We start from the raw sequence: 13,071 nt of genomic DNA, 5'->3' as shown, positions 1-13,071 counted from the left end.
CTCCCCCTTATATGCTCGTTAAGCCGGGGTTTCTTCCAGCATCAGCGGCCAGTGTACGTAACTCTGCCAGCGGCTTTCCTGTTCCAGCATTTCTGCCCGTAACGGGTGCTGAGCCAGCCATCCAGCAGGCAGAATCAAACGCAATGCTTCGCCTTCTACGCGCAGCCGTACGGCTGGCAGCGTGTCATCACGGCGGCGGCTGGCAAAAATAATCGCCAGACGCAACAGCCGGCACAGGCGCTGTGCTTGATTGACCGGCAGCGCATTTTGCTGACTGAGCGGCATTAAATCGACAGGGTTAATCTGGTTTTGCAGGAGTGTAGCTAACAGTTTTTTCTGGGCGGGCGTAAAGCCGGGGAGATCGCTATGGCGAATCAAATAGGCTGCATGCTGGGGCGACTGGCGAAAATCGATGCTCAAACCGATTTCGTGAACCAGACAGGCGCTGCGCAGTAACTCGCGACATCGGCTATCTAATTGCCAGTCACGGGCAACCTGTTGTAGAAAGTTGTCCGCGAGCGTGCTGACGCGTTTGGCCTGTTCGGTATCCAGCAGATAGCGGCGTTGCAGCGTTGCTAACGTACGGTGACGGATATCTTGATCGACGGGCAGATGCAGCATGCCATAGACCAGTCCTTCACGCAGCGCACCTCCGGCCAGCGTCATCGTTTTGATGTCGAGTTCCTGGAAGATCGCCAGCAGAATGGCTAATCCGCTGGGGAAAACCAGCGCACGTTCCAGCGTCAGGCCATCAATTTCCAATTCTTCCAGCTTATCGCACTGAATCGCATGCTCTTTAAGCTGTCTGAGCTTCGGCAGAGTAATGTATTCATCCATTCCCTGCGCGACCATAATTTCCTGTAGCGCTTGAACTGTGCCGGAAGCACCGACGCAGATTTGCCAGCCCTGTTCGCGCAGAGAAGCCGCGACAGGACGCAGCATTTCACGCGCCGCCTGTTCAGCGCGTTCAAAGTTACCGGCTTCCAGATTGCGGTCGCTGAAATAACGATCCAGCCATGTTACGCATCCCATCGGGAGGCTGATCAACTGAGTCGTTTTTGCGCCGATTCCTGTTGCCAGTTCGGTACTGCCACCGCCAATATCTACGACAAGACGCGCATCTGGGCCACCTGTCGTATGTGCTACACCTTGATAAATCAAGCGTGCTTCTTCTTCACCGCTGATAACCTGAATCGGCAAGCCCAGAATTTCCTGAGCCCGTTGCAGAAACTCGTCAGCGTTCGTTGCCAGCCGCAGGGTTGCGGTCGCGACGACGCGCACCTGATCCTGCGGAATGTCCTGCAACCGTTCAGAGAACAGTTGTAGACACTGCCAGCCACGCAGCATCGCTTCCTGCGAGAGCCGATTCTGCTTATCCAGCCCTGCCGCAAGGCGGACTTTACGCTTTATTTTCGCCAGCGTCTGAATGCTGCCTGCGGTTTCCCGGGTGACCAGCATATGAAAGCTGTTCGAGCCGAGATCGATGGCAGCGTAAAGTGAAGAAGAGCTCAGCATCGACGGTTAGTCCGCTCGTTTACGGTTATTTCGGGGCGCTCCGCTGCGGCGCGGCGCATTGTGTCGGCGCGGGCCATTATTGGAACGCGGTGGACGCGTTAAACGCTTCGGTGCAGGTAAATCATTCATCAGCGCGTCACTGTTGTATTTGCTGACTGGGATACCGTGACCGATATAGGTTTCGATAGCTGGAAGGTTCAGCGCGTACTCTTCACAGGCCAGGCTGATAGAGAATCCGCTTTGTCCCGCGCGGCCTGTACGGCCAATACGGTGAACGTAGTCTTCGCAGTCATCCGGCAGATCGTAGTTGAAAACGTGGGTCACAGAAGGAATATGCAAACCGCGTGCTGCAACGTCCGTTGCCACCAGAATATCCAGATTACCTTGGGTAAATTCTTCCAGAATACGCAGACGCTTTTTCTGCGCGACGTCGCCCGTCAGCAGCCCAACGCGATGGCCATCAGCAGCCAAATGGCCCCAGATGTCTTCGCAGCGGTGCTTGGTATTCGCGAAAATAATGCAGCGGTCCGGCCACTCTTCTTCCAGCAGTGTCTGGAGCAGGCGCATTTTTTCTTCGTTGGACGGATAAAACAGTTCTTCTTTAATGCGGTGGCCAGTTTTCTGTTCTGGTTCTACTTCCACGTACTCGGCGTTATTCATCTGTTCAAACGCGAGTTCACGCACCCGATAGGAGAGCGTAGCGGAGAAGAGCATGTTCAGGCGCTGCGCCGTTGGCGGCATGCGGCGGAATAGCCAGCGAATGTCTTTGATGAAGCCGAGATCGTACATGCGATCGGCTTCGTCCAGCACGACGACCTGAATCGCGCCCAGATTGATATGGTTCTGCTTAGCGTAATCGATCAGGCGGCCGGTGGTGCCGATCAGAATATCAACGCCGCTTTCCAGTACTTTAAGCTGTTTGTCGTAGCCGTCGCCACCGTAGGCTAAACCTAATTTTAGCCCAGTGGCATGAGACAGCGCTTCTGCATCTGAGTGAATCTGGACAGCCAGTTCACGGGTTGGTGCCATAATTAAAGCACGTGGCTGATTGGTCTGACGCTCTGCGTTTGCAGGGTGTGAAAGCAGATAATGGAAAGTAGACGCGAGAAAAGCCAGCGTCTTGCCGGTACCGGTTTGCGCCTGACCCGCAACATCACGCCCTGACAGAGCCAATGGCAGAGCTAACGCCTGAATAGGCGTACAGTTATGAAACCCTTTACTTTCAAGAGCTTCAATAACCTGCGGGTGCAGGGCGAAGTCGGAAAACTTCTGTTCAGTTAAGTGTGTTTTGCTCATAGTGTGGTAGAATATCAGCTAACTATTGCTTTACGAAAGCGTATCCGGTGAAATAAAGTCAAGCCGTTGTTGGTTAATGCTACACCAACACGGTAGAAATAATCCTGCGGAGTAAAATATGAGCGATAAAATAATTCACCTGACTGATGACAGCTTCGGCACGAAAGTATTGCAAGCTGATGGCGCTATCTTGGTTGATTTCTGGGCTGAGTGGTGTGGTCCTTGCAAAATGATCGCTCCTATTCTGGATGAAATCGCCGAAGAGTTTGACGGTAAACTGACGGTTACCAAGCTGAACATTGATGAAAACCCGGCTACCGCACCAAAATATGGTATCCGTGGCATTCCTACTCTGTTGCTGTTTAAAAACGGCGAAGTCGCTGCGACGAAAGTCGGCGCACTGTCCAAAGGGCAACTGAAAGAGTTCCTGACGGCGAACCTGTAATTAGCTTGATACCCTAAAAAGGGTGTCACCGGCGGGCGCAACTGGGCAATATGCAATTCTCATATTGACTGCTTGCCGCTCGTCGGGAAGCGTGTTAGATTCTTCATCACTGCATATCGTACTTGCCTATGTTTAAGCCCTTAGGCTTAAGCCTGAAAGTTAGAGTCTAAAGCATTATTCTGTGTCGAAATCGAAAAAATCGTTGTTTTGTAAGGTAATTGTTCTACAAGACGATTGTTTTACAACACGTTTGTGATCCGGTTTGGACAGTCTACTAGTTTTACAATAATTGGTTTTATGTGTCTTCGATCTCCTGCCGTTGATTTATGCGGATATCGTTTATGCGGATGTCGTTTTGCGCGGATTTAATGCGCTTCAGGTGTGAAACCAGACAGGAATCCGGTGGTTGAAGGCTGCTATAGAGGCACGGATGATCCTGCCATACCATTCACGTTAATAGTTCGAGATTTACCCCGAGTTAAAGAACCCACCACTATGAATCTTACCGAATTAAAGAATACGCCAGTTTCTGAGTTAATTACTCTTGGCGAAAATATGGGACTGGAAAACCAGGCCCGCATGCGTAAACAGGATATTATCTTCGCTATTCTGAAGCAGCATGCCAAAAGCGGCGAGGATATTTTCGGCGATGGTGTGCTGGAGATATTGCAGGATGGCTTCGGCTTTCTCCGCTCCGCAGACAGCTCCTACCTCGCAGGCCCCGATGATATCTACGTTTCTCCCAGCCAAATCCGCCGTTTTAACCTCCGCACTGGTGACACCATTTCTGGCAAGATTCGTCCGCCGAAAGAGGGTGAACGCTACTTTGCGCTGCTGAAAGTTAACGAAGTCAACTACGACAAACCTGAAAACGCCCGCAACAAGATCCTGTTCGAAAACTTAACACCGCTGCACGCAAACTCTCGTCTGCGTATGGAACGGGGTAACGGTTCAACAGAAGATCTGACGGCGCGTGTGCTGGATCTGGCTTCGCCGATCGGCCGTGGTCAACGTGGTCTGATCGTTGCACCGCCAAAAGCGGGTAAAACCATGCTGCTGCAGAACATCGCACAGAGCATCGCTTACAACCATCCTGACTGTGTGCTGATGGTGCTGCTGATTGACGAACGTCCGGAAGAAGTTACCGAGATGCAGCGTCTGGTGAAGGGTGAAGTGGTGGCGTCAACGTTTGACGAACCAGCTTCCCGTCACGTTCAGGTTGCTGAAATGGTGATCGAAAAAGCGAAGCGTCTGGTTGAGCATAAGAAAGACGTTATCATCCTGCTGGACTCCATTACCCGTCTGGCGCGTGCCTACAACACCGTGGTTCCGGCTTCGGGCAAAGTGTTGACCGGTGGTGTTGATGCTAACGCCCTACATCGTCCGAAGCGTTTCTTCGGTGCGGCGCGTAACGTCGAGGAAGGCGGTAGCCTGACAATCATCGCCACCGCGCTGGTTGATACCGGTTCCAAGATGGACGAAGTGATTTACGAAGAATTTAAAGGTACAGGTAATATGGAACTGCACCTGGCGCGTAAAATCGCAGAAAAACGCGTGTTCCCGGCGATTGATTACAACCGTTCCGGTACGCGTAAAGAAGAACTGCTTACCACCTCTGAAGAATTGCAGAAGATGTGGATTCTACGCAAGATCATCCACCCAATGGGTGAGATCGACGCGATGGAATTCCTCATCAACAAGTTGGCGATGACAAAAACCAACGATGAATTCTTCGATATGATGAAACGTTCATAAATCCGGGCGTTCATCCATTACGGATAACTCGGGGAACGCCACGCTGGGTCGTGGCGTTTTTTTATCCCCTAATTGATCGGATGTGAAGGGGCTTTCTACTGGGAAGTCTCGGTTATCACTCAATTTGTACTGGCGATCAACGTGGGCGATAGGATATAAGGCGTAAACCGAGTCTATACTGAACAGCTACAGCGCAGCTGTTAACGGTGAACTTACTCACTATGAGTACCGAATTACTATTTATTTTCTTGTTTTCTTTAGGCTTCCTTTTTTTTGCTCGCAGCATCGCGGGTAAAATAGGGCTCGTCGATCGTCCCAACTACCGTAAACGCCATCGGGGTCTTGTGCCTCTGGTTGGTGGTATCTCCGTGTATGCGGGTATCTGCTTTACCTACTTCATTACCGATCAATATATCCCCAACTTCCGTCTTTACCTGCTGTGCGCGGGTGTGCTGGTGTTTATCGGCATGCTGGACGATCGTTTTGATATCAGCGTGAAAATTCGTGCTGTTGTGCAGGCGTTTGTTGCCGTCGTGATGATGGCTTTCGCTGGCTTGACGATACACAACCTGGGATACATTTTCGGCCCGTGGCAGATGGGGCTGGGGCCGTTTGGCTATCTGGTCACGCTGTTTGCCGTTTGGGCGGCGATTAATGCGTTCAATATGGTGGACGGGATCGATGGATTGCTCGGCGGATTGTCCAGTGTCTCATTTGGGGCGATGGGGATTTTGCTGTATCTGAGCGGCCATACGAATCTGGCATTGTGGTGTTTCGCCATGATTGCTGCGACCTTACCTTACATTCTGCTTAATCTCGGCATGTTTGGACCTCGTTACAAGGTGTTCATGGGCGATGCAGGTAGCACGATGATTGGCTTCACGGCCATCTGGCTCCTGATTCAAACAACGCAAGGCCCGCAGCATCCGATTAATCCAGTTACGGCACTGTGGATCATCGCTATCCCGCTGATCGATATGATCGCCATTATGTATCGGCGCTTGCGTAAAGGGATGAGTCCGTTCTCGCCTGACCGACAGCATATCCATCATTTAATGATGCGAGCTGGTTTTTCTTCCCGCCAGGCATTTGTGTTGATTACGCTTGCTGCCGCCTTGTTGGCTGCGGTTGGCATATTGGGAGAATATTTCTTTTTTATACCCGAATGGTTCATGTTGGCATTATTCTTGCTTGCATTTCTACTGTATGGCTACTGCCTGAAACGAGCATGGCGGGTCGCCCGTTTTATCAAGCGAATCAAACGCCGTATGCGGCATTCTGATGAGCAAAAGCAGTCATCCTGACCAAATAATTTTGGGGAAGTAATGAAATCAGAGAACTTGTCTACCGGGAATGCATTGATTGATAACGAACTGGATATCCGTGGTTTATTTCGCCTGTTGTGGCGTGGAAAGGTGTGGCCGATAGCGTTCGGCCTGCTTTTTGCCGTCGTGGCACTAGGCTATTCCTATCTTGTTAAACAGGAGTGGAGCGCGACAGCGATTACCGACAAGCCGACGGTCAATATGCTAGGTGGGTATTATTCGCAGCAGCAATTCCTGCGTAACCTCGACGCCCGCTCTTTTTCTGCGCCTCAGCCAGAGCAACCATCCATTTCAGCCGATGCGTATGACGAATTCATCATGCAATTAGCGGCTTACGATACCCGCCGCGATTTCTGGTTGCAGACTGACTATTATAAGCAGCGTCTTGAAGGTGATGAAAAAGCCGATGCGGCTCTGCTGGATGAACTGGTCAACAATATTCAGTTTACGCCGCGTGACGACGGGAAAAAAACCAATGATTCCGTGAAGCTGGTGGCGGAAACCTCTAAAGATTCCAACACGTTGCTTCGTCAGTATGTGGCTTTTGCCAGCCAGCGTGCAGCCAGCCACCTGAATGAAGAGATCAAGGGTGCCTGGGCGGCCAGAACCATTTTCATGAAGTCACAAATCAAGCGTCAGGAAGCGGTAGCAAAAGCGATTTACGATCGCGAAGTCCGCAGCGTTGAACTGGCGTTGAAAATTGCCCAGCAGCAAGGTATTAGCCGTAGCCAGACGGATACACCCGCAGACGAAATCCCCGCATCGGAAATGTTCCTGCTTGGCAGGCCGATGCTTCAAGCCCGACTGGAAACGTTGCAGACCAGCGGCCCGCACTACGAACTGGATTATGATCAAAATCGCGCGATGTTGGCGACGCTGAACGTTGGCCCAACGCTTGAGGCGGCTTTCCAGACGTATCGTTATTTGCGTACGCCGGAAGAACCGGTGAAGCGAGACAGCCCACGCCGGGCATTCCTGATGGTGATGTGGGGGGCGATTGGTGCGCTCGTCGGTGCGGGTGTTGCCTTGGCTCGCCGTCCGCGCTAACCAGCTTGCTGATTCGCGTCTGATGCTCTGCGAGCGTCTGCGTCTAACCTGATTAAAGAGATTCAATGTGAAAGTATTGACTGTTTTCGGCACCCGGCCGGAAGCCATAAAAATGGCACCGCTGGTTCATGCCTTGGCTCAGGATGGAGCCTTTGAATCGAGAATTTGCGTAACAGCCCAGCACCGGGAGATGCTGGATCAGGTGCTGCGTTTGTTCGATATTACGCCGGATTACGATCTGGATATTATGCGACCGGGACAGGGACTCAGTGAGATATCCTGCCGGATTTTATCGGGACTTGAACCCGTTATGGCGGAATTCAAACCGGACTTGGTGTTGGTACACGGCGATACCACCACAACGTTGGCAACCAGTCTTGCGGCGTTTTATCAGCGTATCCCCGTCGGCCACGTAGAAGCGGGATTGCGTACTGGCAATCTCTACTCGCCCTGGCCGGAAGAAGCTAACCGCAAACTGACCGGACATTTGGCGATGTACCATTTCGCCCCGACGGAAAATTCCCGCCAAAATTTACTGCGTGAGCATCTGTCTGACCGGCATATTTTTGTGACGGGTAATACGGTGATTGATGCGTTGTTCTGGGTGCGCGATCGCATTCTAGGGGACGCCGCATTACGCCGCAGCCTCGATGAAAAATATGCTTTTTTAGACGACAACAAGAAGCTGATTCTGGTTACCGGACACCGTCGCGAGAGTTTTGGCGGTGGTTTTGAACGCATTTGCAGTGCGCTGGCAGATATCGCCCGTCGACACCCTGAAGTACAAATTGTGTATCCGGTCCATTTGAATCCTAACGTCAGTGAACCGGTGAATCGCATTCTGAGCGGCATTGATAATGTGATGCTGATTGCGCCGCAGGACTATCTGCCTTTCGTGTATTTGATGAATCGTTCTTACATGATTTTGACCGACTCTGGCGGTATTCAGGAAGAAGCGCCGTCGTTAGGCAAGCCTGTATTGGTGATGCGTGATACGACAGAACGACCGGAGGCGGTGGAAGCCGGTACGGTCAAGCTGGTAGGTACGGAAGTAACCAGCATTGTCGATGCGGTGTCTATGCTGTTGACGGATGAAGAGGCGTATCAGGCAATGAGCCGCGCCCACAATCCCTATGGTGATGGACAAGCCTGTCAACGCATTGTTGATGCTTTAAAAAATCGCTAGGAGCGATTTTAAACGTCGCTATGCGACGGCCCGAAGGGGGTCGGGCAAGGATAGCCCGACATAAAAAATCGCTAAGTACATTTTCAGGCTGCGAAGAGCCGATTTACAGAATGCAAACGGTGATAATGGAATAGAAGAGTAAAGCGTTTGCGCCATGGATGGCGCAACTCGAGCGTACAGGGACGTATTCACAGCGTCTTTACGATCTATCCATTATCACCGCTCAATGCATCTATCAGTATCCGAGAAATAATTATGGTGACACTATGAGCTTTACTACCATTTCCGTAATCGGTTTGGGCTACATCGGTTTACCCACCGCCGCGGCGTTTGCGTCGCGCCAGAAAAAAGTCATCGGTATCGATGTGAACAAACTGGCGGTCGAAACCATTAATCGCGGCGAAATCCATATCGTCGAGCCCGATCTGGATTCGTTGGTCAAAGTTGCTGTAGAAAATGGTTACCTTCAGGCGATGACAAAGCCTGTACCAGCCGATGCTTTCCTGATCGCCGTTCCTACCCCTTTCAAAGGCGATCACGAACCCGATCTGGCCTATGTTCAGGCGGCTGCGGCGTCCATCGCGCCTGTTCTGAAGAAAGGCGATCTGGTGATTCTGGAATCGACATCCCCCGTGGGGGCGACGGAGCAAATGGCCGAGTGGCTGGCCGACGCGCGCCCTGACTTGACGTTTCCGCAGCAGGTTGGGGAAACGGCGGATATCAATATTGCCTATTGTCCTGAACGCGTGCTGCCGGGGCAGGTCGTGGTCGAGCTGATTAAAAACGATCGCGTCATTGGCGGCATGACTCCAGTGTGCTCTGCTCGTGCGAGCGAACTGTACAAAATCTTCCTCGAAGGTGAGTGTGTAGTTACTAACTCCCGCACCGCCGAAATGTGCAAGCTGACGGAAAACAGCTTCCGCGACGTCAATATTGCTTTCGCCAATGAGCTCTCGCTGATTTGTGCCGAACAAAACATTAACGTATGGGAACTTATCCGATTGGCAAACCGCCATCCCCGCGTCAATATCCTGCAACCCGGCCCTGGCGTCGGCGGACACTGCATCGCTGTCGATCCCTGGTTCATCGTGGCGCAGAATCCGCAGCAGGCTCGGTTGATTCATACCGCCAGACTGGTGAACGATGGCAAGCCACTCTGGGTGGTGGATCGCGTAAAAGCAGCCGTGGCGGATTATCTGGCACAAACGGATAAACGCGCGAGCGAGGTTACGGTGGCCTGTTTCGGGCTGGCGTTCAAGCCCGATATTGACGACCTGCGTGAAAGTCCCGCGGTAGGGATTACGTCCATGATTGCACAGTGGAATACCGGCGTGACGTTAGCCGTCGAACCGAATGTCAAACACCTGCCGTCCGTGTTGGCCGGACAGGTAAAACTGGTCGATACCAGCAGTGCATTAAAAGAAGCCGATGTGCTGGTAATGCTGGTCGACCACCGTCAGTTTAAAGCGGTTAACCCAGAAGATGTGAAACAACAGTGGGTTATTGATACTAAAGGAGTATGGCGTTGAAACGTATTTTAATTACCGGTGGTGCTGGGTTTATTGGTTCGGCGTTGGTCAGATACATTCTGACGGAAACGCAGGACAGCGTCGTCGTTGTCGATAAGCTGACCTATGCGGGCAACCTGTCTTCGCTGGCTCCTGTTGCTGATAGCGAACGTTTTGCGTTCGAGCAGGTGGATATCTGCGATCGTGCTGAATTGGACAGTGTCTTTACGGCTTACCAGCCTGCGTTGGTGATGCATCTGGCGGCAGAAAGCCACGTCGATCGCTCTATCGATGGCCCGGCGGCGTTTATCGAAACCAATATTGTCGGCACCTATACGATGCTGGAAGCAGCACGCCACTACTGGCAGAACCTGGCTGATGCGGACAAGCGTGCGTTCCGTTTTCACCATATCTCTACCGATGAAGTGTTTGGTGACCTGCACGGGACGGACGATCTGTTTACAGAAACCACGCCTTATGCGCCAAGCAGCCCTTATTCCGCATCGAAAGCCTCCAGCGACCATTTGGTTCGCGCCTGGCTGCGCACCTACGGGTTCCCGACGGTTATCACCAACTGCTCGAATAACTACGGCCCTTACCATTTCCCAGAGAAGCTGATTCCTCTGGTGATCCTGAATGCGGTCGCGGGAAAACCGTTACCCGTTTACGGTGACGGCGCGCAAATCCGTGACTGGCTGTTTGTCGAAGACCACGCTCGCGCACTGTACAAAGTAGTGACGGAAGGCGAAATCGGTGAGACGTACAACATCGGTGGTCACAACGAGCGCAAAAACATTGAAGTGGTGCAGACCATTTGCGCGCTGCTGGAAGAGCTGGCACCGAATAAGCCCGCTGGCGTGGCGCATTACCGCGATCTCATCACCTACGTGAAAGACCGTCCAGGTCACGATATGCGTTACGCGATCGATGCCGGGAAAATTGAACGTGAGCTGGGCTGGCGTCCAGAAGAAACGTTTGAGACGGGCATGAGGAAAACCGTCAGCTGGTATCTGAATAACGAAAAATGGTGGCGCAGCGTGCAGGATGGTTCTTATACCGGCGAACGTTTAGGGCTGAACGACTAAACCCGTGCCTGAACCAGATGGCGGAAACGAAGGAGCGAAACGATGACCCATCCGATATCAATAGGAAAGGGAGAGATTCGTGCCACGGTTGAACCGCTGGGCTGGGAGAGTGAATTCTTCCAGATTGACAGCGGTAAGCTGAATTTTTCGCCTTCTGCGCCTGCGTTGACGCCCGATGCACTGAACGCATTGACGCTGACGCAGGCCAAAATTGCGGCGGACAATCTGGTGCTGGCGGATGCGCTTGCCGATCTTGGTTTTCGATTGGTGGAAGGCGAAGTCGATCTCAGTCTGCCGCTGCAACGGGCGACTGTTGTGACACCGCTATCGTGCTGGCGTGAAGCTACGCTCGACGATATCCCTGCACTGAGGGATGCGGCGTCACGTGTTTTTGCACTGAGCCGTTTTCGTTCTCCGTGGTATCAGCCGGAGGATAGCGGACGTTTCTATGCGCAGTGGATTGAAAACGCCGTGCGCGGTACGTTCGACCACTGCTGTTTGCTGGCGGAAGATGCCGCTGGCAATCCGCAAGGATGGGTCACGCTACGTAGAATGGATGACACGGATGCACGTGTCGGGCTACTGGGCGTCTGGCCGGGCGTTACGGTACGGGGCATCGGTTCACAGCTGATGGCGCTGGCGGAAATGTGGTGTCGACAACAAGGATTGGTACGTCTTCGGGTCGCGACGCAGGTTGGCAACGTAGCGGCGCTTCGTCTTTATCTTCGCCGTGGTGCCACTATTGAGAGCACGGCGTATTGGTTATACAGGTGAACACATGATTCCATTTAATGCGCCACCGGTTGTTGGTACGGAACTGGATTATATGCAGGCTGCCATGAGCAGCGGTAAATTGTGCGGCGATGGGGGATTTACCCGCCGTTGTCAGCAGTGGCTGGAACATTATTCCGGCAGTAAAAAAGTCCTGCTCACGCCTTCCTGCACCGCTTCGTTGGAGATGGCTGCGATACTGCTCGACGTTAAGCTCGGCGATGAAGTGATCATGCCGAGCTATACCTTCGTTTCTACCGCCAACGCCTTTGTGCTGCGCGGTGCGAAAATCGTGTTTGTCGATATCCGCCCGGATACCATGAACATCGATGAGACGAAGATCGAAGCGGCCATTACGGAAAAAACGCGCATTATCGTGCCGGTTCACTATGCGGGCGTGGCCTGCGAGATGGACGCGATTATGGCGCTGGCGAAGAAATACGATTTATATGTCGTGGAAGATGCCGCGCAGGGCGTGATGTCCAGCTACAAAGGCCGCGTTCTTGGCTCCATCGGCCATATCGGCTGTTTCAGCTTTCACGAAACCAAGAACTACACCTCGGGCGGTGAGGGCGGAGCCACGCTGATTAATGACGCAAGGTTGGTGGAACGCGCGGAAATCATCCGTGAAAAAGGCACCAACCGGAGCCAGTTTTTCCGCGGACAGGTGGACAAATACACCTGGCGGGATATCGGTTCAAGCTACCTGATGGCGGATATTCAGGCTGCCTACCTCTGGGCCCAGTTGGAAGCGGCGCGTCCGATCAACGAGCGTCGCCTGAAACTGTGGCAGAACTACTACGCGGCATTTAAATCGCTGGCTGATGCCGGGCGTATTACCCTGCCGACCGTTCCTGCCAATGGGATTCACAACGCGCACATGTTTTATATCAAACTGTGCGATCAGGACGACCGCAGCGCGTTTATCAATTACATGAAAGAAGCGGAAATCATGACGGTCTTTCATTATATCCCGCTACATAGCTGCCCGGCTGGCCTGAACTTCGGTCGTTTCTCCGGTGACGATCGCTACACCACGCAGGAAAGCGAACGGTTGGTGCGTTTACCCTTGTTCTATAACCTGTCGGACGTCAATCAGCGGACGGTCATCAATACCATTCTGAGCTTCTTCTCCTGA

The 13,071-nt window shown here is 52.6% G+C and carries 11 protein-coding genes; 9 read left to right on the top strand and 2 right to left on the bottom strand.

All coding sequences use genetic code 11. The annotated features are described in order from the left end of the window. Positions 1 to 18 precede the first annotated feature (18 nt). Together ppx and rhlB are read right to left on the bottom strand one after the other, a co-directional pair. Positions 19 to 1,515, bottom strand: coding sequence for an exopolyphosphatase (gene ppx / locus BUB06_RS16645; protein ID WP_039474272.1), 1,497 nt, complete (start codon positions 1,513 to 1,515; stop codon positions 19 to 21). Positions 1,516 to 1,521: 6 nt separating this feature from the next. Beyond that, positions 1,522 to 2,811 carry an ATP-dependent RNA helicase RhlB gene (rhlB, locus tag BUB06_RS16640; protein ID WP_039474269.1) on the bottom strand — a complete coding sequence of 430 codons (1,290 nt, stop codon included), beginning with the start codon at positions 2,809 to 2,811 and terminating at the stop codon, positions 1,522 to 1,524. Between the two features lie 118 nt (positions 2,812 to 2,929). Between rhlB and trxA the strand changes: the two genes are divergently transcribed. The 9 genes from trxA to rffA all read left to right on the top strand — a co-directional run bounded on the left by trxA (position 2,930) and on the right by rffA (position 13,071). Continuing rightward, positions 2,930 to 3,256: a thioredoxin TrxA gene (gene trxA, locus BUB06_RS16635; protein ID WP_010294649.1), complete on the top strand. Its 327-nt coding sequence runs from the start codon at positions 2,930 to 2,932 to the stop codon at positions 3,254 to 3,256. 495 nt (positions 3,257 to 3,751) lie between these two features. Further along, positions 3,752 to 5,011, top strand: a complete 1,260-nt coding sequence (gene rho, locus BUB06_RS16630; protein WP_010283881.1) for a transcription termination factor Rho — start codon at positions 3,752 to 3,754, stop codon at positions 5,009 to 5,011. A 206-nt stretch (positions 5,012 to 5,217) separates the two neighbouring features. Then, positions 5,218 to 6,315 carry a UDP-N-acetylglucosamine--undecaprenyl-phosphate N-acetylglucosaminephosphotransferase gene (gene wecA, locus BUB06_RS16625; protein ID WP_029367261.1) on the top strand — a complete coding sequence of 366 codons (1,098 nt, stop codon included), beginning with the start codon at positions 5,218 to 5,220 and terminating at the stop codon, positions 6,313 to 6,315. Positions 6,316 to 6,336: 21 nt separating this feature from the next. Further along, on the top strand, positions 6,337 to 7,383 hold the full coding sequence (gene wzzE, locus BUB06_RS16620; protein WP_039474265.1) for an ECA polysaccharide chain length modulation protein: 1,047 nt from the start codon (positions 6,337 to 6,339) through the stop codon (positions 7,381 to 7,383). Positions 7,384 to 7,450: 67 nt separating this feature from the next. After that, positions 7,451 to 8,569: a non-hydrolyzing UDP-N-acetylglucosamine 2-epimerase gene (gene wecB / locus BUB06_RS16615; protein ID WP_029367259.1), complete on the top strand. Its 1,119-nt coding sequence runs from the start codon at positions 7,451 to 7,453 to the stop codon at positions 8,567 to 8,569. Positions 8,570 to 8,835: 266 nt separating this feature from the next. Continuing rightward, entirely contained in the window at positions 8,836 to 10,098 is a 1,263-nt protein-coding gene (gene wecC / locus BUB06_RS16610) for a UDP-N-acetyl-D-mannosamine dehydrogenase (protein WP_039474261.1), read from the top strand. Beyond that, positions 10,089 to 11,162, top strand: a complete 1,074-nt coding sequence (rffG, locus tag BUB06_RS16605) for a dTDP-glucose 4,6-dehydratase (protein WP_175552172.1) — start codon at positions 10,089 to 10,091, stop codon at positions 11,160 to 11,162. The genes wecC and rffG overlap by 10 nt, the downstream gene beginning before the upstream one ends. Positions 11,163 to 11,204: 42 nt before the next feature. Continuing rightward, the gene (gene wecD / locus BUB06_RS16600; protein ID WP_039474259.1) at positions 11,205 to 11,936 is read left to right on the top strand and encodes a dTDP-4-amino-4,6-dideoxy-D-galactose acyltransferase; all 732 of its coding nucleotides are present in this window, start codon (positions 11,205 to 11,207) and stop codon (positions 11,934 to 11,936) included. A gap of 4 nt (positions 11,937 to 11,940) precedes the next feature. Then, positions 11,941 to 13,071: a dTDP-4-amino-4,6-dideoxygalactose transaminase gene (gene rffA / locus BUB06_RS16595; protein WP_039474255.1), complete on the top strand. Its 1,131-nt coding sequence runs from the start codon at positions 11,941 to 11,943 to the stop codon at positions 13,069 to 13,071.

Origin of the sequence: Pectobacterium carotovorum (assembly GCF_900129615.1) — a bacterium.
Classification (GTDB): domain Bacteria; phylum Pseudomonadota; class Gammaproteobacteria; order Enterobacterales; family Enterobacteriaceae; genus Pectobacterium; species Pectobacterium carotovorum.
This window is presented reverse-complemented; position numbering and strand designations above follow the sequence as displayed.